The sequence below is a fragment of the Burkholderia guangdongensis genome, from assembly GCF_013403875.1.
GTDB classification, from domain to species: Bacteria; Pseudomonadota; Gammaproteobacteria; order Burkholderiales; family Burkholderiaceae; genus Burkholderia; species Burkholderia guangdongensis.
The window spans coordinates 67,607-88,061 of record NZ_JACBNX010000021.1; the positions used below are offsets into that span (position 1 = coordinate 67,607).

The following is a 20,455-nucleotide window of genomic DNA, read 5'->3' on the forward strand; positions in this document are numbered from 1 at the left end:
GTCGCGATGCTCTGCGCGGCATGCACGGTCGGCCCGGACTTCAACACGCCGGCCGCGCCGGCGACGCAGCGCTACACGGCCGGCGAGCTGCCGGCCGCCACCGAGGCCGCGAGCGGCGCGGCCGGCGCCGCGCAGACGTTCGCGACCGCGCCGCATGCGCCGCGCCAATGGTGGACGCAGTTCCGCTCCGATGCGCTGAACCGCCTCGTCGACGAAGCGTGGCAGCACAGCCCGACGCTCGACGACGCACGCGCGAAGCTCGTGCAGGCACGGCAAAACTACGTGGCCGAAGCGGGCGCGAAACTGCTGCCGCAAGTCGACGCGAGTGTGTCCGCCACACGCGAGCAGGTCGACGTCGCCGCGTTCGGGATTCCGAACGTGCGCAACCCGGGGCCGTTCACGCTGATCGACGCGTCGGTCAGCGTGTCGTACGCGCTCGACCTGTTCGGCGGCAACCGGCGCGCGCTCGAAGCGCTGCTCGCGCAGGTCGACTACGCGTCGTACGAGCTCGACGCCGCGCGCCTGACGCTCGCCGGCGACGTCGTCGCGACGGCGATCCGGCGCGCGTCGCTCGCGCGGCAGATCGCGCTGACGCAACAGCTCGTCGACGCGCAGACGCGGCAATTGCGGATCGTCGACGCGCGCTACGCGGCGGGCGGCGTGTCGCTCGCCGACGTGCGCGCGCAGCGCACGCTGGTCGCGCAAACGCAGGCGTCCCTGCCGCCGCTCGCCGCGCAGCTCGCGCAGGCGGATCACCGGCTCGCGATCCTGCTCGGCGTGCCGCCGTCCGACGCGCATCTGCCGGACCTGACGCTCGACGCGCTGCATCTGCCCGACACGCTGCCGGTCACGCTGCCGTCGACGCTCGCGCGCGAGCGGCCCGACATCCGCGCGGCGCAAGCGCTGCTGCATCAGGCGAGCGCGAACGTCGGCGTCGCGACCGCGAACCTGTATCCGCACTTCGCGATCTCGGCCGGCGCGGGCTCGGAGCGGATGCGCATCGCCGACATCGTCGACGGGCTGAACATCTGGAATCTCGGGCTGAACCTGACGCAGCCGCTGTTCCACGGCGGCGAGCTGCGCGCGAAAAAGCGCGCGGCCGAGGCCGCGTACGACGCGGCGTTCGCCGATTACCGGCAGACGGTGCTGCAGGCGCTGCAGCAGGTCGCGGACGCGCTGCGCGCGCTCGACGACGACGCGGCCGAGCTGCAGTCGCGCGAGCGCGCCGCGCGCGAGGCCGAAGCCGCCAGCGCGATCGCCGGGCAGCAATATGCGGCGGGCGGCATCAGCCAGTTCGCGCTGATCGACACGCAGCGGCAGGCGCTGCAGACCGCGCTCGACCGCACGCGCGCGCAGGCCGACCGGCTCGCGGATACGGCCGCGCTGTTTCAGGCATTGGGCGGGACTCTGACCGAAAACGCGCCGGAATGAGCACCGCAGGCCATCGCTGCCCGCGCCACGGCCGGCCGCGCGTCATGCGTGCCGCGCCCCGCTGATCGCCACCGCCGAAACGCGTTACTCGATCCCGTTCTCGTGCGCGGCCGAATCGACGCCCGTGGCCGCAAGCGCCTCGTGCAGCGTGCCGAACACGTTCGACGCGCCGACGACCGGCGTGATCCCGTGCCGGTCCATGTCCGCGCGCAGATAGCGGTTCACGCGCCCGAAGATCACGTCGACGTCGCGCGCGCGCATCGCCTGGATCAGATCGGTCAGCGTGCGCGCGGCCGAATAGTCGAGATCGGTGATCGCGCCCGCGTCGACGACGAACCAGCGCAGTTCGCCCGGCGCCGCGTCGATCAGCTCGGCGACTTCCGACGCGAAAACCTGATCGTTCGCGAAGAACAGGTCCGAGCCGAACCGATAGACGATCAGGCCCGGCGCGGTGACCACGCCGGGCTTCGCGGGCACCGGCAGCCAGCGGCCGGTCGCGGCGTCCGGCTCGAGCACCATCGTGTGCGGCTGATAGCTGTGCCGCACGTGCCGCAGCAGCGACAGCGCGATCGCGAGCAGGATCCCGTGCTCGACGCCGACGAGCACGACCGCCGCGGCCGTGATCAGCGCGAGCCTGAATTCGCCGGGGCTTTCCGTGCGGATCGCGTTCAGGCTCGGCACGTTGACGAGCCCGAGCGCGATCGTGAACACGATGCCGGCGAGCACGCAGTGCGGCAGATATTGCAGATCACGGCTCAGGAACAGCAGCACGACGACGACGACCGCCGCGAACGCGAGCTGCCCGACCTGGCTGCGCGTGCCGGCGCCGGCGGCCATCGCGGTCTGCGTCGGGCTGCCGTTGACGACGAACGCGCCGCTGAACGCGGCGGCCGCGTTCGCGGCGGCGAGGCCGAGGATGTCCGCGTTGGTGTCGACGTCCTCGTGATACTGCTGCGCGAACACGCGCGCGGCGGCCGCGCTCTGCGCGATGATCATCACGAAGCACGACGCGGCGGCCGGCACCAGATCGAGAAACTGCTGCCACGTGACCGACGGAAAGCGCAGCGGCGGCAGCCCGCCCTGCACCGGGCCGAGCAGCGCGATTCCGTGTGCGGCGAAATCGAACACCTTGCTCGCGGCGATGCTGCCGACGACCGCGACGAGCGGCACCGGCACGCGCGGCATCACGCGCTTGAAGCCGAGGATCGCGCCGACGACGAGCGCCGTCAGCGCGACCGTCGGCAGGTTCGCGCGCGCGAGATGCCCGACGACGTAGGCCAACTGCCCGACGCTGCGCGACGACGGCACCGGCACGGCCATCCCGAGCATGTCGCCGAGCATCGCGATCGACACCTGCACGCCGACGCCCGCGAGAAAGCCGACCAGCACCGTGCGCGACAGGAAATCGGCGAGAAACCCGAGCTTGAAGACGCGCGCGAGCAGCAGCAGCGCGGCGGTCATCAGTGCGAGCATGCTCGCGAGCGTCACGTATTCGGCGCTACCGGCCGGCGCCATCGACGCGACCCGGCTCGCGAAGATCGTCGCGGTCGCCGAATCGGCCGCGACGACGAGATGCCGCGACGCGCCGAAGCACGCGAACGCGACGAGCGGCAGAAACACCGTGTACAGGCCCGTCACCGCGGGCATGCCGGCGATGCGCGCATAGCCGAGGACTTGCGGGATGTCCATCGACGCAAGCGAGATGCCGGCAAGCGTGTCGCGCAGCGCGGCGGCGCGGCCGATCGGAAGAATGCCTTTCAGCAGGTGCAGCCCCGACGACGGGCTTTCGTTCGTATGTTGCATGCTCGATATCGTTTTTCGTATGGTCGGCGTGATCGGCCTGGTCCGCGCACGGGGAGCGTGACGCGAATTTTTCCATTTTTAGAACGATCGTTCTCAAATCGACGGCCGTCCGCTATGATGCACGAGAGTTGGGACCGTCACCCGTGGCAGATGATTCAACTGGAGACACCGATGCAGATGCGTTGTTATTGCGTGACCCATCATGGCCAGCCGCTCGAACTGATGGAAAGGGACATCCCGCAGCCGCAGGGCACCGAAGTGCTGGTGCGCGTGAAGGCGGCGGGGCTTTGCCACTCCGATCTGCACATATGGGAAGGCTACTACGACCTGGGCGGCGGCAAGAAACTGGTGCTGGCCGACCGGGGCATCAAGCTGCCGCTGACGCCGAGCCATGAGATCTGCGGCACCGTCGTCGCGTCGGGCCCCGACGCCGGCCCGGTGCCGACCGACGTCGACTTCGTCGTGCATCCGTGGATCGGCTGCGGTGAGTGCGCGGCCTGCCGGCACGGCGAGGAGAACATCTGCCTGAAGCCGCAATCGCTCGGCGTGATGCGCGACGGCGGCTTCGCGGACTACGTGATCGTGCCGCACCCGCGCTATCTGGTGGAACTCGGCGGACTCGACCCGGTGAAGGCCGCGCCGCTCGCGTGCGCGGGCGTCACGACCTACTCGGCAATCAGGAAATTCGGCGACCGCATTCACGAGGCGCCCGTCGTCGTGATTGGTGCGGGCGGGCTTGGGATGATGGCGATCGAGGTGCTGAAGGCGCTCGGCGCCCGAGGAGCGATCGTCGTCGACGTCGACGCCGCGAAGCGCGACGCCGCGCTGCAGGCGGGCGCGCTCGCCGTGATCGACGCCCGCGCGCCGGATGCCGCGAAGCAGATCCTTCAGGCGACCGGCGGCGGCGCGCGCGCGGTGCTCGACCTCGTCGGCGCGACGCCGACCGTGAGGCTCGCGCTCGACTCGTGCGCGCGCGGCGGGCACATCGTCATCGTCGGCCTGATGGGCGGCGACATCACGCTTTCGCTGCCGGTCATCCCGATGAAGCCGCTGAAGATCGAAGGCAGCTACGTCGGCACGCTGCCCGAGTTGCGCGAGCTCGTCGCGTTGATGCGCGACGGCAAGATCCGGCCCGCGCCGGTATCGAGCCGCCCGCTCGGCGAGATCAACGACGCGTTGCAGGCGCTCGCGCAAGGCAAGGTGATCGGGCGGACGGTGCTGATTCCGTAGCTTGCGGCGCGACGTTGATCGCGGCGATCATCACATACGGCGATGCGCTTCGGCGATCAGCTCGCAGTTGCGCACGTGCGCTTCCCAGGCCCGGGACATCATCTGGCGCAGGTGGAAGAACCATTGGCTGGAAGTCGGGAGGGTGTTAGCTGCAGCTTTCATGATAAATACCGGGTAAACCACTAGGTGGAAACCCGTATTATAGACTTCCTGCGCCGTTCTGCAACCTCACCGTCCGGCCAGTGTCATGCGCCGGCGAACGACTGAATCAACCGGTTGAACGCCGCCGGACGCGCGACGTTCATCCCGTGCGACGCCCCTTCGACGGTCGTGCGCTGCGCGCGGCCGATCCAGGCTTCGAGACTGTCGACGTTGTCGCGATACATCCGCGGGCTGCGCTGCCCGTCGATCAGCAGCGTCGGGCACTGGATCTGCGCGGCCTTCTCGCGCGAATACGCGGGCAGCGGATCGCGGAACTGCTTCGGCAGTGTGCTCGCGTTGTCGATCGCCATCCGGCGGAAGCCGACGCCGCTCTTCTTCCACGCGCCCGCGATGCTGACCGAATCGACGAACAGCTCGAGCCCCGCGTCGATCTCGCCGTCGCCGATCATCCGCGCGACGCGCTCGCGCAGCGCGATCGTCGCGGCCGGCAGCGATGCCTCGCGCGCCAGATCCTTCTGCAGCGGGCCGCCCGGATCGGCGAGCGTCAGCGTCTTCACGAGATCCGGATGCTCGCGCGCGATGTTGAAGGCGACCGCGCCGCCGCGCGAATGGCCGACCAGGTGAACCGGGCCGAGATCGAGCGATTCGATGAACTCGGCCAGCTCGTCGACGTGGTTCTGCCAGCTGAAGTCGTCCTGGATCCCCGCCTCGACCGCCGGCCAGTAATGGCTAAGGCTCGGCGCGATGCAGCGGAACTGCGCGGACAGCGGCGCGAGCTGGGCATCCCAGTACCGGTAGTCGCACAGCGAGCCGTGCACGAACACGACCGGCTCGCCGTCGCCACGCTCGGCGTAAGGGACGCAAATACCCGATCCGACCGTCGCAAAGTTCAGCTCGGCGCTAGCCAGGATCGAGGGCTCAATTCGCATGTTCATCGCAGGGACCACCACGAGTTCGTCGTCATGCAGCCACTATGCCCGATCGCACCCCGCAAGAAAAACGCATAATTCTCATCGTATCGATCAGATTTTCTGATAGCGATGCGTGCCGCCCTTGCCCGCCCCCTCGCCCGCCCCTTTCAGCCGATCAGCCCGCGAGCGACGACCGCGCGGGCGCGGCCTGAGCATCGACCGCCTCCGCGCCTTGCCGTACGTTCCGCGCGGCCTTGTCCGGATCGATCGCGACGAACCCGAACGCCGCCGCGCCGAGCATCAGCACGCCGCTCAGCGCGAACCCCGCCTCGTAGCCGGCCGGGCCCGGCATGCGCGTGACGATCAACCCCATCAGCAGCGGCGCCAGAATCCCGCCGACCGACGAGATCGAGCTGTCGATCGCGAGAATCGCGCTGCGCTGCGACGGCGGCACGACTTCCGCGAGAATCGCCGGGCCCGCCGCGTAGATCACCTGCGCGACACCGAGCGCGAACCCGATCGTCAGCACCCGCCACACGGGTCCGTACGCGCTCAGGTACAGGCACACGAGCGCCGCGCCGGCCAGCACCATCGCGACCGCGGAAAACCGGCCCCGCGCGTTGCGCGACGACGCGCCGCGCGCGAGCATCCGGCGCACGACGACGATTCCTGCGACGCTCAGCAGCACGTTGAAGCCGATGTTGACCGCCAGCAGGCGTCCGGACGTAACGCCGTCGAAGCCGAGCCCGCGCTGGATGTACGCGGGCATCCACGTGAGCACGAGCGCGAGCGCCCAGTACATCGCGAACCGCATCGCGATGCAGGCGGCGACGGTCGGCTCGCGCAGCAGCCTGCCGTACCGCACGCGCACCGTCGCGACGCGAACCGCCTGGCCGGCGCCGGCTTCCTGCCCTTCGCGGCCGAACGCGAGCCACAGCAGCGACCATGCGATGCCGAGCGCCGCAAGCACGTAGAAGTTCGCGCGCCATCCCCAGCGCAGCGTGATCAGCGGCAGCGCGACGCCGGCCGCGAGCAAGCCGAACGACGCGCCCTGCGCGATGCACGCGACCGGCAGATCGCGCTTCGCGTCGGGGAACCACTTGTGCAGCGCATGGACCGCGATCGGCCACGCGGGCCCTTCCGCGACGCCGAGCAGCACGCGCGCCGCGACGAGCACGACGAGGCTCGACGACAGCGCCATCGGGATCTGCAGCACCGCCCATGCGACGGCCATCGCGAGCAGCATCCCGGTCGTCGCGACGCGGTTCGTGACGAAGCCGCCGACGACGCCCGCAACCGCGAACAGCCAGAAGTAGCTGCTGCCGAGCAGGCCGAACATCGCCGGCGACAGCTTCAGCTCCGTCATCATCGGCACCGCGAGCATGCCGACCGCGACCTTGTCGGAAAAGTTGATGATCATGTAGAGGCCGAGGAGCAGCGTCATTCGCCAGGCCTTTCCGGACTGATAGCTCGTACTCATGCGTTCTCCATTTCCGCCCCGCGGTAGTCTCGTTGACGGATGCCCCCTCGAGAGGCCTGACGCGAAGCCGCGGGTCCGGGGGCGCTCAGAAAGGCCGATCGCCGATGATCGTCGCGCGGTTCATCCGGCGCACCGCCGGGAAATAGTCCTGCACCGCGTAATGCTGGGTCGAGCGGTTGTCCCAGAACGCGATCGTGTTCGGCTGCCATTTGAGCCGCACCTGATACTCGGGCGCCGCCGCCTGCCGGTACAGGTACTGCAGCAGATCCATCTCGCCGAGCCGGAAGTCGGAGCCGATCCGGTACGGAAATTCGCTCACGTAGTTCGCGAGATGCGTCGTGAACGCCTCGTTCACGTAAAGGATCTTTTCGCCGGTTTCCGGATGCGTGCGGACGACCGGATGCGTCATCGGCGGGAATTCGTTGCGCAACTGCGCGTGACGCTCCGGCGAGAGCCCCTGGCCGAACAGCGGCAGCAGATCGTGCACGCCCTTCAGGTTCGCGATTCGCGCCTTCACGTCGCCGGGCAGGTTCTCGTACGCGGCGGCCATGTTCACCCAGATCGTGTCGCCGCCGACTTCCGGGCAGCTCACGCAGCGCAGCATCGACGCCATCGACGGAATCGCGCGCCACGACACGTCCGAGTGATACAGATTCTCGGTGCCGGGCTTCGTGCTGTCGCCGCCGAGCAGCACCAGCTCCGGATGATCCGGGTGATGCGGGAAGCGCGGATGTACCTCCAGCTCGCCGAAGCGCCGCGCCATCGCGATGTGTTGCTCGGCCGTGATGTCCTGATCGCGGAAGAACAGCACCTTGAATTTCAGCAGCGCGCGGCGCAGCGCGCCGTACAGCGCGTCGTCGAGCGGACGGCGCAGGTCGATGCCGCCGATTTCCGCACCGATCGTCGGCGTCGAGCGGACGACGTCGAACGGCCAGTTTTCGGCATCGGCCAGGCGAGCGGACAAGGCCTGCGTCGGCTGCGTCGGTTCGAGGAGGGAAGCGGTCGCGTGCATCGAGTGTCTCCGGGTGGGCCGGCGGGTCGACGCCCGCCGTGAAGGTCCAGGGCCGCGATCCGTCTGCCGGTGCGGCTGTCGTGGAAGCACTGTAGTGTTGAGACCGTGATTCGTCTAATGCATAATGAACATCATCTCAATGCGCTGGACGCAACGCCCACCCATGGATCTGCGCCGCCTCGGACACGTCGTCGCGCTTGCCGACGAATGCCATTTCGCACGGGCCGCCGAGCGCGTGCATCTGAGCCAGCCGGCGTTCAGCCGCAGCATCCAGGCGATCGAGGACGAGCTCGGCATCCGCCTGTTCGAGCGCGGCGCCGCGAACATCCGGCCAACGCCGGCCGGCGAGTTCGTGATCGAGAAGGCGCGCCGGCTGCTGTTCGACGCACGCTGTGTGCAGCGCGACATCGAGTTCTACCGGAACGCGCAGCTCGGCGACACCGCATTCGGCGTCGGCCCGTTCCCGGCCGTCACGCTGCTGCCGAGCGTGCTGTCGGAACTGCGGCGCGAGCATCCGTCGATCGCGCTGCGCGTGATCGAGAGCAACTGGAAGCAGTTGCTCGAACGGCTGAGGAAGGAGGAGATCGAGTTCTTTCTCGCGGACACCACCGAGCTGCCAGACGATGGCACGCTCGAGATCCGGCTGCAGGGCGAGCATCGCGTGCTGTTCTACGTGCGCGCCGGGCATCCGCTGGCCTCGCGCCCCTGCACGGTCGCCGACGCGTGGCGCTTCGGCGTCGCGTCGGTGAAGTCGCCCGACCCGATGAAGGCGCGGCTCGCCGCGATGCTCGGCCTGCCGGCCGGGCAGACGCCGACGCTCGCGCTCGAATGCGACAACCTCGAGATCCTGAAGGCAGTCGCGCTGGCGACGGACACCGTGCTGTCGGCGACGAATGCGCTCGTGCGCGCCGAACTCGACGCGGGCCGGCTCGTGCCGCTGACCGTGACGGACGCGGCGTCGATGCAGACCAACATGGGGATCGTCAGCCTGCGCAACCGGACGCCGTCGCCGATGGCGCAGCTCGTGATCGCGGCGATCGAGCGCTTCGCGCGCACGCTCGATCGCGCGCCGTCCGGGGCTGAATAAACGCCTGTTGCCGATCCTGCTGAATCAATGTGCGACGCCGCTTGCCGCGAGCGCGCTTTCGCGCAGTGCCGCTTCGCGCGCGTTGTGTTCCGCGCTGAAACGCACCGCCATCGCGCAGAGCGCGCACGCGGTGACGACGAGCCCGAGCAAGCTCAGCGTGTGCTGCACGTCGCCGACGCTCTTCAGCAGGAAGCCCGCCGCGACCGCGCCCGCGTTGCCGCCCGCGCCGACGATCCCCGCGACGCCGCCGAGCGCCTTGCGGTCAATGAACGGCACGAGTGCATACGTCGCGCCGCATGCCATGTGCGTGAAGAGGCCGAACGTCAGCATCGCGGGAATCGCGACACCGACGCTGCCCGCATGCGAGAAGCCGATCAGCCCGAGTCCTTCGCCGACCATCAGCGCGCACAGCAGCGACGCGCGCACGTCGAGGCTGCGGCGCGTGGCGACCTTGTCCGACAGCCAGCCGCCGAGCCCGCGCGCGAACAGCGCGAGCAGCCCGAACAGGCCGGCGGCGAGGCCCGCGTCCTTCAGCGACAGATGGAAGTGATCGACGTAATAGAGCGCGGCGATGTTGTGGATGAACACCTCGACACCGAAGCACGCGCCGTACGTGACGAACAGCATCCATACTCGATAGTTCGCGCATGCGGCCGCAAAGCTCGCCCAGCCGCCCTTCTTGCCGCTGTCGATCGTGATCCCGCGCTTGCGCAGCTCGGCGAAATCGCCCTGCGGGCAGTCCTGCGTGAAGCGCCAGTAGACGAGCGCCATCAAGAGCATCGCGATGCCCGGCACGATCAGCGCCGCGCGCCACGCGGACGCATCGCCGAAGCCGATCATCAGCGCGGCGGCGGCCAGCAGCGGCATCAGCGCCTGCGCGGCGCCGGCGCCCGCGTTGCCCCAGCCGGCCGTCGTCGCGTTCGCGGTGCCGACGACGTTCGGCGCGAACATCACCGACGTGTGATATTGCGTGATCACGAAGCTCGCGCCGACCGCGCCGATGCCGAGGCGGCAGATCAGGAACGTCAGATAGTCGTGGCTGAACGCGACCGCGATCACCGGCAGCGCGCCGATCGTCAGCAGACCTGCATAAACGCGGCGCGGACCGAAGCGGTCGCACAGCGGTCCGACGACGAGCCGCACGGCGATCGTCGCCGCAACCGCCGCGATGTTCACGTTCGCGACCTGCGCGGCACTCAGATGGAATTCGTGCGCAATCAGCGGCATCAGCGGCGCGCACGCGAACCAGGCGAAGAAACACACGAAGAACGCCATCCAGGTCAGATGGAACGCGCGCATCGGCGCAGTGCGCAGACTGAAGAGCTCGATGCGGGTAGCTTTGTCGGACATGTCGATCCACCAGAAGAAGACGCCGATGAAGAAGCCCGTTGCCGGGTTGCTCGGTATTCGATTTCGATACACAGGGCCCATCGCCGATGACGAACCCGGGCGTGACTACGCAAACGCCGTGCCATGTCGAGCGACTTCCCGCCGCGTGACGGTTTGGCCGTAGGTTGGCTGCGGGTTTGCGGCGAATCGGTCGCCGTTCGGCGCCGTTTGCCGCCGTATCGCGCACGGTTTTCGCGACACGCGGCGATGCAGCGGCGCACATTCGTGGTGCGATGCAGCACTGTCCGCGTGCGGCCGTGCGATGCACGTTCGTGGTGAACGAAGGGCGATCGTGCGGCATTGCGCATACGCGCATACGCGCGTTCGGCTGACTGCGGCTGACTGCGGCTGGCGAGTCGCCCCGAGGCGGCCGTCTGCGTGATCGACGCGCGCACGCACGCCGCATCGGCGCTCGCCTGCGATGCTGGCCCGGATATTGCTTATTCCCGGATGACACTATTTGGAGTCCATCATGACGACTGGCAAGGTCACCCTGCTCGGCGCCGGCCCCGGCGATCTCGATCTGCTCACGCTGAAGGCGGCGAAGGCGCTCGCGGCCGCCGACATCGTGCTGCTCGACGACCTCGTCAATCCCGACATCGTGACGCTCGCGCCGCCGCATGCGCGCGTGATCCGCGTCGGCAAGCGCGGCGGCTGCCGCTCGACGCCGCAGGCATTCATCGAGCGGCTGATGTGCCGCTATGCGCTGCGCGGCGCGCACGTCGTGCGCGTGAAGGGCGGCGAGGCGCTGCTGTTCGGCCGTGCAGGCGAGGAACTGAAGACGCTGCGCGACGCGGCGATCCCGGTCGAGATCGTGAACGGCATCTCGTCTGGCTTCGCGGCGGCCGCGAGCCTTGGCGTATCGCTCACGCATCGCGACCACTGCCAGGGCGTGACGTTCGTGACCGCGCATCTGCAGGATCACGGCGAGCCCGACTGGGCGCGGCTCGCCGCGACCGGCACGACGCTCGCGATCTATATGGGGATGAGCCGGATCGAGCGGATCGCCGCCGGCCTGCTGGCCGCGCTGCCCGTGTCGACGCCCGTTGCCGCCGTGCAGTGGGCCGGCACGCCGGACGAGCGCCGCTGGACCGGCACGCTCGCGCGGCTCGCGCAAGGCGTCGCCGATGCGGGCCTCGGCAGCCCGGCCGTGATTCTCGTCGGCGCGGCGATCGGCGAGGCCGCCGCGCTTGCCGGGCCGGCGGCCGGCGCGGCAAGCGCGAACGGCATGCCTGCCGCGCGCGCGATGCCGCCGATCTCGCGGGCCGCGTGAAATGAAACGGCCGCGCTCGCACATTGCGTTCGCTGCCCGTCGAGGGGACGGCCAGCCTGCTTGGGGCGGCCGCACCGCTGCCCCGTTCCCGCGCGCCATGACTGCGTCGACCTCGACCGCCTCCGCGACGATCGCGCGAACGGCGTTGTATGATGCGGCCGTCGCCGAAGCCGGCGCGCCTGTCACGCGATGACCTGTTGCGCGCGCGGGCCGGCGCGGCCCTGCAACCGCCGCCCCCGATTCCGATGCAGAAACGCCCGCGCGCGACGCTCGACGCGCTGCTCACCGACATCCGCGCCTGCCGCGCGTGCGAGGCCGAGCTGCCGCTCGGCCCGCGGCCGATCGTGCGCGCGCACCGAGACGCGCGAATCCTGATCGTCGGACAGGCGCCCGGCGCGCGCGTCCACGCGAGCGGCATTCCGTGGGACGACGCGAGCGGCAAGCGGCTGCGCGAATGGCTCGGCGTCGACGCGGACACGTTCTACGACGAAACGCGCTTCGCGATCGTGCCGATGGGCTTCTGCTACCCGGGACGCGGACCGAGCGGCGACAACCCGCCGCGCCCCGAATGCGCGCGGCTGTGGCTCGACCGGCTGCTCGCCGAGCTGCCCGCGATCCGGCTGACACTGCTGATCGGCCAGTACGCGCAGCGGCATTTTCTGCGGGACGCGCGCAAGGCGTCGCTGACCGAGACCGTTCACGCATGGGCCGACTACGGGCCGGCGGTGCTGCCGCTGCCGCATCCGTCGCCGCGCAATCAGGCGTGGTTCAAGCATCATCCGTGGTTCGAGACCGACGTGCTGCCGGAGCTGAAGCGGCGCGTTGCGCGCAGTCTTGTGGACTAAGGCGACCGGCCAGGGCGACCAGCGCGCACGGTCGTTTCCGCGCGCACGCCCGCCGCATCCGCTGTACCATCGGCGCGATTCGTCCTGAAAAAACAATCGCGTCGCATGCGGTGCGGCACGCATCGGTTATCGTGCCGGACATGCTCGCGCCGTGGCGGCGCGCACCGCGTTCCGTCTTCATCCCAGCGAGGCCCTACCGATGTCCGAATACGTCATCGACGCTTGCGAGCGTCCATCCGTCGAAGTCGACCAGTCGTCCGCGCGCTTTCCGGTGCGGCGCGTGTTCTGCGTCGGCCGCAACTACGCGGAGCATGCGCGTGAAATGGGCGGCGAGCCGAACCGCGAGCCGCCGTTCTTCTTCTCGAAGCCCGCCGACGCGGTCGTACCCGCGCGCGGCGTCGTGCCGTATCCGCCGCTGACGTCCGATCTGCATCATGAGATCGAGCTCGTGATCGCGATCGGCCACGGCGGCCGGTCGATCGAGCCGGCCGAGGCGCTGTCGCACGTGTGGGGCTATGCCGTCGGCGTCGACCTGACCCGCCGCGACCTGCAGGCCGAAGCGAAGAAGGCGGGCCGTCCGTGGGACTGGGCGAAGGGATTCGACGCGTCCGGGCCGATCACGCCGCTGCGCCCGGCCACCGCGACCGGCCATCCGGCGCACGCGCGGATCTGGCTCGCGGTCAACGGCGAAATGCGCCAGCAGGGCGACGTCGCCGACATGATCTGGCCGGTGCCCGACGTGATCGCCTACGTGTCGCGCGCGGTCGAGCTGAAGGCCGGCGACCTGATCTTCACCGGCACGCCGGCCGGCGTCGGCGCGCTGCAGCCGGGCGATCGCGTGACGGGCGGCGTCGACGGCATCGCCGAGTTCGCGTTCGAGATCGGCGCGAAACCGTGACGATTGCCCACCGGCCGCGCGAGCCAGCTCGGCGCGGTGGCCACGTGACCGGCGCGTAGCCAGCCGGCCGGTCCGGCCGGCACGCTCATCGCCGGAATGTCCGTCAGCGTTGTTGCGCCGGCGCGGCGGCGGCGGACGAAGACGGCTCGTCACGCGCCGCGACGCGCTCGAGCCAGATCGGCAACTCGTGGCCGCGTTCGAGACGCGACAGCGCGCGAACCAGATCCTCGACGTACCACGGCGCACCATGCTCGCCGACGTATTCGTCCGAGAAATGCCAAAGCCGCTCGGCCGCTGCGACCGTGCCTTCGTCGTCGTTCATGCAAATCCGTACGCGCAGCAGACCGTCGTAATGCCCGGCGAACGGGCTCGCGGCGATCCCGCGCTCGTGCAGATCGATCGCGTCCTGATAGCGCGCCTGCTCGCGATAGATGATCGCGAGGTCGTGGCAGAGCATCGAGTACAGATGGACGCACGCGTCGTGCGGATGGCCCTCTCCCGTCTCGAAGAAATGCTCCATCTGCGTACGGCCCTGCTCGTACACGATCTGCCGCAGCCTCGTGAGGTCCGCGCGCGCTTCGCGCTCCTCGGCATCGGGCAACCGCGCGATCGCTTCGGCGGCCCTGTCTTCGATCCCGCACGCGAACCGATAACACGCCATGCCGCTCGACAGCGGCATCGGCGGCAGTTTCAGCACGGCCTCGACGCCGAGCGCCTTCATGCGTGCATCGAACAGCGCGTTCGCGCTCCGGTGGTCGCCGATCTCCCCGTCCCGCACGGCCTCGATCAGCCGCTGCGCCGCGGTCGCCGCATCGATGCGGCCCACGCGCTCGTCGAACGCCGCGGCGAGCCGCCGGGTCCACGGATGATCCGGCGCGCGACGCTCGGCGACCGCACGCGCGGCGTCGGACACCGCGAACATCAGCGCATCGCCTTCGAACGCGTCGAGCGCCGCGAAGATCTCCGCGTGCATCGGCGAGCGCGCCGCGAGCGCCTGGCGGTCCGCGGCGCCGCATGCGACGAACCGGTCGAACGTCATCTCGTCGCTGCACGCGCGCATCGCGCAGAGCGGCCACCAGACCGACGTGTCGGACGGCTCCGCGAGTTGCGCGTGGATCGTGCGCGCGACGCGATCATCCAGGTCGCTTTCGCGCTGATACAGGTGGAAGAACGCGCGCCGGCCCGCGTCGTCGAAGCATCCGGCTTCGATCAGCCACGGCAGCTCGTATTCGATGAAGTCGTCCGCGCCAGCCGAATCCAGGCTGTGGCGCGCGAATTCGCACTGCGCGAGCGCGCTGTGCAGGTAGCCGAGCGCGTACGCGGCGCGCGCGTCGAGCCGCGCAAGCCGCACCTGCGCTTCGCGGCGCGGCGCCAATGGCCAGTCGGCGATTCTCGGCTCGACCGACTGCCGGATCGTCACCAGCCGATGCGGCGCGATGTCCATCACCGCATCGCCGACGTGCAGCCAGTCGTATTCGTCGACGTCCTGATCGTCGCCGGCCGTCAGCAGCGCGACGGCCGCCGCGTCGGCCGCCTCCCGCGCGTCGTCGTCGCAGCCGACGCGCCGCAACGCCGACGCGCGCCGGCATGCGTGATCGGCGTCGTCCGCCGCGCGCCGCGCGGCCCGTGCCGGAATCGCGCGATGCAATGCGTGCCGCAGCTCGATCGTATCGAGCGCGTGATCGGGGCAATCGCGCTCCAGCGTGTCGAGCAGATGGAGCCAAAGGTAGCGCTCGGCGTCGAGCCCCGGCGACGTATCGACGATGTCGCGCATCGCCGCGATCGCATGCCGGATCGCATCGGCTTCGCGCAGATGATGGGCGATCTGCAACCGGTACAGCGCAAGATGCATTCGGATGTCGGCGTGCGCGGCAGGCGGCGCCGCGTCGAGCACGCTCGCGCCGTCGACATCGATCGTCGCACGCGCGGCGGCCGGGTCGCCTGCACGCATCCACAGCGTATGCAGCCGATCGATCGCATCGAGCGAATCGGCGCGCAATGGTTGTGCTCGCAACCGCTCGGCCAGATCGCTCGTGCGACTCGAAGCGCTTGCTTCGAGGTCGGCTTCAAGCCGATCCATCAGATCGTCGAGCCGGGAACCCGTCAGGGGCGTCGTCGTTGTATCGGCGCTGAGCGTCATCGCCTTCTCCGTCTGGGAATCGGCTAGCTTAGCAGGATTCGGTGACGCGCCGGCCGACCGTGCCGCGTGCGTGCTGCCCGTCGACGCGCTCAGGCATCGTCGATAGCGGCGGACGACGCGCGCGGCCGCGCGTGGTTCCAAAAAATACCGCGGCGCTGGGTCTACTCATGGCGCCACGATTTTTTTATCGTGGAGCGGTCCGCCATTCGACAATGAAAAAAGTCCCGCCATGACCACGAACCACGCCAATACCCCCCCGACCGACCGCGCGCGCGTGCGCCGCATCGCACACCGCGCGCATTACGATCGCGCGACGCTGCACGCGATCCTCGACGACGCCTATGTCTGCCACGTCGCGTTCGGCGACGAGCACGGCGTGCACTGCATCCCGACCGCGTGCTGGCGCGAAGGCGATCATCTGTACATCCACGGCTCGAACGGCAGCCGCATGCTGAAGCTCGCGGCGACGGGCGCGCAGATCTGCGTGACCATCACGCATCTCGACGGCCTCGTCCTTGCGCGCTCCGCGTTCCACCACTCGATGAACTACCGGTCGGCGGTCATATACGGCCGCTTCGAAGTCGTCGCCGACGCGCACAAGGCGGCTTCGCTCGACGCGCTCGTCGAGCGGATCGCGCCGGGGCGCAGCCGCGAAGCGCGACCCGGCAGCGCGAAAGAGCTGGCCGCGACGACGGTGATGCGAATCGCGCTCGACGAGGCGGCGACGAAGATCCGCACCGGCGGACCGGTCGACGACGACGAAGACCTCGCGTTGCCGGTGTGGGCCGGCGTGCTGCCGATCGGCGTCGCGCGACTCGAGCCGGTCGTCGCGGCGGCGCCGTCGGGCACGCCCGACTACGTCCGGCAGTGGCGGCACGACGCGCAGCCGGTCGACGCATGATGCGCACGCATCACGACAACTGCTCGACGAGCCGGCCGAACTGCGCGGCCGCGTGCTCGATCACCGGCTCGCGCAGTCCCGCGTAGCCGAGCACGAAGCCGTTGTACGCGCGGCCGTCGCCGACCCGGTAGCCGCTCAGCGGATGCAGCCTTAACCGCTGCGCGAGCGCGTAACGCGCGACGTCCGCATCGGAAAGCGGCACCGTGAGCTCGGCCGACAGATGCATCCCGCCGGGATTCGCGCGAACGGTCAGGCTGCCGCCGAGATGGCGCGCGAGCATCGCGTCGAGACAGTCGCGCCGGTGCGCATACAGCGTGCGCATCTTTCTCAGATGCCGCGCGAACAGCCCGGACTCGATGAAATCCGCCATCGCGAGCTGCTCGGCCGAATGGCCGCGATGCACGAGCTCGCGCAGCGTATTGCCGAACCGGTCGACCAGCATCGGCGGAATCACCATGAAGCCGAGCCGCAGCCCCGGAAACATCGTTTTGCTGAACGTGCCCAGATAGCAGACCCGCGCGTCCGCGCTCAGCCCCTGAATCGCGGGCAGCGGCTGGCCGCCACGGCGGAATTCGCTGTCGTAGTCGTCCTCGATGATCCATGCATCGTGCGCGCGCGCCCGGTCGAGCAGCTCGCTGCGCCGCCGCAGGCTCATCAGCGAGCCGAGCGGGTACTGATGCGACGGCGTCACGTAGATGAGTCTCGGCGGGCTGTCGCGCCACTGCGCGTCGGTCGGCGCCATCCCGTCCCCGTCGACCTCGACCGGCACGATGCGCAAGCCCGTCGACCGGAACGCGGTGCGCGCGCCCGAGTAGCACGGATTCTCGAGCCAGCCGTTCTCGCCGGGATTCGCGAGCATGCGCGCGCACAGTTCGAGGCTGCTCTGCGTGCCGTCGGTGATGAACACCTGCGCGGTCTCGCAGCGCACGCCGCGCGACACGCGGATGTACGCGGCAACGGCGCGGCGCAGTTCCGGCATCCCTTCGGGCGGCCCGTATGCGAGCTGCGCGGGGCCGATGCTCCGCCACGCGCGCTCGATCGAGCGACGCCATTGCGCGAGCGGAAAATCGTCGAGCGACGGCAGGCCCGGCACGAACGGCGCCATCCGCTCGGGCTCGGCATGCGGGTTCTCGAGTCCCGCGACGCGATCGGCGAGCCGGACGGCCGGCCCATCGCCCGCGCCGTCGTCGCGCGCATGCGCGCGGCCGCCCCAGACGGTCACGGTGCCGGCGCGCGTCGTCGCGACGAAGCCTTCGTCGGCCAGCCGCTCGTACGCGTACACGACCGAATTTCGCGCAATGCCGAGCTCTTGCGCGAGCGTGCGCGTCGAAGGCAGCCGCGTGCCCGGCGGCATCTTGCCGTCGAGCAGCGCATCGCGGATGCATCGGTACAGCCCGTCCTGCTGGCTGTAGCCGGCCGTGCGTTTCTGCGCGGCGAACGCCGCCACCAGCAGGTCGAGATCCATGACGAGTACGAGTTCGATGCGAGTTTGGTGCGAGTGTGATGTTGCAGCAGGCTTCCGGCCCGCCCCGACCAGCATTGTGCCCTTTTATCGCCACCGCGGCCGGCATCGCGTGACCCGCTTCGATATACTCGTCGTCAACACATCGGCCGCTTGCGCGCCGGGAGCCCTTCCGTGAAACCCAGAACCGGCCTGATCGTCGAAATCGCGGTCAACCTGCTGCTGCCGTGGCTCGCCTACCGCTTGGCGCGGCCGCATTACGGCGATGCCGGCGCGCTGTACGCGTCGGCGATCCCGCCGCTCGCCTGGTCCATCGTCGAATTCGCCCGCAGGCGCCGCGCCGATGCGCTGAGCCTGCTCGTGCTGCTCGGGATCGCGCTGTCGATCGTCGCGATGGCGCTCGGCGGCGGCCCGCGCATGCTGCTGATGCGCGAATCGCTCGTATCCGGCGCGATCGGCGCGATGTTCCTCGTGTCGCTCGCGTTTTCGCGGCCGCTGATCTTCTATCTGGCGCGCGCGACCATCGCGCGCGAAGAAGCACAGGGCAGTGCGCGATTCGAGGCCGCATGGGACGAGCGCGCGGAACTGCGCCGGAGCCTGCGCGTGATGACGCTCGCGTGGGGCGGCGGCCTCACGTCGGAGATGCTGCTACGCTGCTGGATGGTGTGGCACTGGAGCGTCGAGCGCGTGCTCGTCGTGTCGCCGATCGTCAGCTACACGATCTACGGCGGGCTGATGGGCTGGACGTTCTGGTATCGGGGGCGGCTGCGCGCGCGCAGCCGGACCGCGCCGCCGCCCGGCGACGGCCTCGGCGAAACCGCCGGCCACTGATGGGGCCCGTCCGTCGCTGGGCCGGCGGCGTTCACTTGATCTGATCGGCGATCGGCTGCAGGAACTCGGAGAAGCCGGTCAGCATGATCTGCACGCCGACGCAGAGCAGCAGAAACGCGGACACGCGCATCGCGACCTTCGTCCCGTCGGTGCCGAGATGCCGCGCGAAGAACGCGGCGCGGCTGTAGGTCAGCCAGATCACGATCGCGACGAGCACCGACACGACCACCGACACGAGGCTCGAGAACACGAATTCCGACAGCTTGTGCGTGCGGTTCGCATTGAGCGCGATCGCGGTCGCGATCGAGCCGGGGCCGACCGTCAGCGGCACGGTCAGCGGGAAGAACCCGCGCGTCATCACGGTCGCCGCGTCGATCTGCTTGACCGGCGTGTCGCCGCCGCCCGGCACGTCGGGCTCGTTCAGCATCTGCCAGCCGGCGACCGCGACCGCGAGCCCGCCGCCGATCCGCAGCGCCTGAATCGAGATCCCGAAGAAATGCAGCACCGGCGTGCCCGCGAAGAACGCGACGAGCAGCACGACGAACGCGTTGAACGCGACCTTCTTCGACAGCACGCCGCGCTCGTGCTCGGTCAGCGATTCGGTGCGCTCGAGGAACAGGAACGCGATGCCGAACGGATTGATGATCCCGATCAGGCCGGTGAAGCCGAACAGGATTTCGGAGATGAGGCGGTCGACGATCATCGGGAGCGAAAAAGGGGCAATACGTGGACGGCCGGGGTCGGTCACGCATTGTAGAACAATGCAAACGCTCAAGGGCACTGACACGAATCTTGCAAGTACCAACAACGCATAACTCGACTCCCCCGTGTTCCCCAGCAAAGATAGAGGCACAACAAAGTCACCCGCCAACGCCAAGGAGAGTGAAATGAGTGAGCGCGAAACCGGGCAGCGAGTCGCGGTGCTCGTCCGCATCGCAGAGCCCCTTCTGGCAGTCGGCGTTCGCACGAGCCTCGCGGCCGAGCCGGACATACAGATCGTCGACGCGGAGCCCTTCAGCAACGGGCGAAACATCGACGTGTTGGTCGCGGATACCGCCACTGCAGCGGCACTTGCGCTGGATCGCCAACGCCAGCGTCTCGGCCCGCGACTCGAGTTCGCCGCCATCCTCGCGATCTCCCCTCACGCGCGCGAGCATATGGTCCGTTGCGCCGAGGAACAAGGCATTCGAGGTCTCGTGCTGACCAGCTCCCCGGTCCGCGATCTCGTCGCAGGCGTGCGGACGCTGTCGAGCGGCGGCCGATACCTGTGCCCGCAAATCAGGCGGCAGATGGCACAGTTCTCCCGGCGCGACGTGCTGACGAGCCGTGAGGACGAGGTGCTTCGGCTCCTGACGACGGGGCTGTGCAACAAGTCGATCGCGCGCGAGCTCGAGATCGCGGTCGGCACCGTGAAAGCACACGTCAAGTCGATCATGTCCAAGCTCGATGCCAGTTGCCGAACCGAGGCAGCGCGGATCGCAACTGAACGGGGCTTCATGGACATGCCGCCCGCATCATCGCGGCGAGTCGAATCCCCAAGCCCGACGAACCGGCAGCGCCGCGCGTTGTCGTCCCAGCCGTCCCTCATCCCATGAAACGA

At 69.3% G+C, this 20,455-nt stretch carries 18 protein-coding genes; 9 read left to right on the forward strand and 9 right to left on the reverse strand.

Annotated features, from left to right (window positions below; all coding sequences use genetic code 11):
• Positions 1-6: 6 nt before the first annotated feature.
• Entirely contained in the window at positions 7-1,431 is a 1,425-nt protein-coding gene (locus HZI36_RS20340; protein WP_246327152.1) for an efflux transporter outer membrane subunit, read from the forward strand.
• An 84-nt stretch (positions 1,432-1,515) separates the two neighbouring features.
• Here HZI36_RS20340 and HZI36_RS20345 read toward each other — a convergent pair whose 3' ends face one another.
• The gene (locus HZI36_RS20345) at positions 1,516-3,234 is read right to left on the reverse strand and encodes a SulP family inorganic anion transporter (protein WP_179404457.1); all 1,719 of its coding nucleotides are present in this window, start codon (positions 3,232-3,234) and stop codon (positions 1,516-1,518) included.
• A gap of 177 nt (positions 3,235-3,411) precedes the next feature.
• Here HZI36_RS20345 and HZI36_RS20350 point away from each other — a divergent pair, with 177 nt between their 5' ends.
• Entirely contained in the window at positions 3,412-4,464 is a 1,053-nt protein-coding gene (locus tag HZI36_RS20350) for an alcohol dehydrogenase (protein ID WP_179404487.1), read from the forward strand.
• A 30-nt stretch (positions 4,465-4,494) separates the two neighbouring features.
• On the opposite strand, the gene HZI36_RS27255 is transcribed toward HZI36_RS20350, so the two are convergent.
• From HZI36_RS27255 to HZI36_RS20365, 4 genes are all read right to left on the reverse strand, one after another.
• Positions 4,495-4,626, reverse strand: a complete 132-nt coding sequence (locus HZI36_RS27255; RefSeq protein ID WP_281376597.1) for a hypothetical protein — start codon at positions 4,624-4,626, stop codon at positions 4,495-4,497.
• A gap of 83 nt (positions 4,627-4,709) precedes the next feature.
• Complete coding sequence (locus HZI36_RS20355) at positions 4,710-5,561, reverse strand: alpha/beta fold hydrolase (RefSeq protein WP_179404458.1); 852 nt, start codon at positions 5,559-5,561, stop codon at positions 4,710-4,712.
• Positions 5,562-5,712: 151 nt separating this feature from the next.
• Positions 5,713-7,017: an MFS transporter gene (locus tag HZI36_RS20360; RefSeq protein WP_179404459.1), complete on the reverse strand. Its 1,305-nt coding sequence runs from the start codon at positions 7,015-7,017 to the stop codon at positions 5,713-5,715.
• An 85-nt stretch (positions 7,018-7,102) separates the two neighbouring features.
• Entirely contained in the window at positions 7,103-8,029 is a 927-nt protein-coding gene (locus HZI36_RS20365) for a TauD/TfdA dioxygenase family protein (protein WP_179404460.1), read from the reverse strand.
• A gap of 163 nt (positions 8,030-8,192) precedes the next feature.
• Between HZI36_RS20365 and HZI36_RS20370 the strand changes: the two genes are divergently transcribed.
• A complete protein-coding gene (locus HZI36_RS20370; RefSeq protein WP_179404461.1) occupies positions 8,193-9,116 on the forward strand; it encodes a LysR family transcriptional regulator in 924 nt (307 codons plus the stop codon).
• A gap of 24 nt (positions 9,117-9,140) precedes the next feature.
• Here the strand turns inward: HZI36_RS20370 and HZI36_RS20375 are convergent, their stop codons facing one another.
• On the reverse strand, positions 9,141-10,466 hold the full coding sequence (locus HZI36_RS20375) for an MFS transporter (protein WP_179404462.1): 1,326 nt from the start codon (positions 10,464-10,466) through the stop codon (positions 9,141-9,143).
• A 511-nt stretch (positions 10,467-10,977) separates the two neighbouring features.
• Between HZI36_RS20375 and cobA the strand changes: the two genes are divergently transcribed.
• The 3 genes from cobA to HZI36_RS20390 all read left to right on the forward strand — a co-directional run bounded on the left by cobA (position 10,978) and on the right by HZI36_RS20390 (position 13,521).
• The gene (gene cobA / locus HZI36_RS20380; RefSeq protein WP_179404463.1) at positions 10,978-11,778 is read left to right on the forward strand and encodes a uroporphyrinogen-III C-methyltransferase; all 801 of its coding nucleotides are present in this window, start codon (positions 10,978-10,980) and stop codon (positions 11,776-11,778) included.
• Positions 11,779-12,023: 245 nt separating this feature from the next.
• Positions 12,024-12,623, forward strand: coding sequence for a uracil-DNA glycosylase family protein (locus HZI36_RS20385; RefSeq protein WP_179404464.1), 600 nt, complete (start codon positions 12,024-12,026; stop codon positions 12,621-12,623).
• Between the two features lie 199 nt (positions 12,624-12,822).
• Entirely contained in the window at positions 12,823-13,521 is a 699-nt protein-coding gene (locus HZI36_RS20390; protein WP_179404465.1) for a fumarylacetoacetate hydrolase family protein, read from the forward strand.
• 103 nt (positions 13,522-13,624) lie between these two features.
• On the opposite strand, the gene HZI36_RS20395 is transcribed toward HZI36_RS20390, so the two are convergent.
• The gene (locus tag HZI36_RS20395; protein WP_179404466.1) at positions 13,625-15,661 is read right to left on the reverse strand and encodes a hypothetical protein; all 2,037 of its coding nucleotides are present in this window, start codon (positions 15,659-15,661) and stop codon (positions 13,625-13,627) included.
• A 229-nt stretch (positions 15,662-15,890) separates the two neighbouring features.
• On the opposite strand from HZI36_RS20395, the gene HZI36_RS20400 reads away from it, so the two are divergent.
• Positions 15,891-16,562, forward strand: coding sequence for a pyridoxamine 5'-phosphate oxidase family protein (locus tag HZI36_RS20400; RefSeq protein ID WP_179404467.1), 672 nt, complete (start codon positions 15,891-15,893; stop codon positions 16,560-16,562).
• Between the two features lie 10 nt (positions 16,563-16,572).
• On the opposite strand, the gene pdxR is transcribed toward HZI36_RS20400, so the two are convergent.
• The gene (pdxR, locus tag HZI36_RS20405) at positions 16,573-18,027 is read right to left on the reverse strand and encodes a MocR-like pyridoxine biosynthesis transcription factor PdxR (RefSeq protein ID WP_179404468.1); all 1,455 of its coding nucleotides are present in this window, start codon (positions 18,025-18,027) and stop codon (positions 16,573-16,575) included.
• 171 nt (positions 18,028-18,198) lie between these two features.
• On the opposite strand from pdxR, the gene HZI36_RS20410 reads away from it, so the two are divergent.
• Positions 18,199-18,855, forward strand: coding sequence for a VC0807 family protein (locus tag HZI36_RS20410; protein WP_179404469.1), 657 nt, complete (start codon positions 18,199-18,201; stop codon positions 18,853-18,855).
• A gap of 31 nt (positions 18,856-18,886) precedes the next feature.
• On the opposite strand, the gene HZI36_RS20415 is transcribed toward HZI36_RS20410, so the two are convergent.
• Complete coding sequence (locus HZI36_RS20415) at positions 18,887-19,558, reverse strand: MarC family protein (RefSeq protein ID WP_179404470.1); 672 nt, start codon at positions 19,556-19,558, stop codon at positions 18,887-18,889.
• Between the two features lie 184 nt (positions 19,559-19,742).
• On the opposite strand from HZI36_RS20415, the gene HZI36_RS20420 reads away from it, so the two are divergent.
• A complete protein-coding gene (locus HZI36_RS20420; protein WP_179404471.1) occupies positions 19,743-20,450 on the forward strand; it encodes a LuxR C-terminal-related transcriptional regulator in 708 nt (235 codons plus the stop codon).
• Positions 20,451-20,455 lie beyond the last annotated feature (5 nt).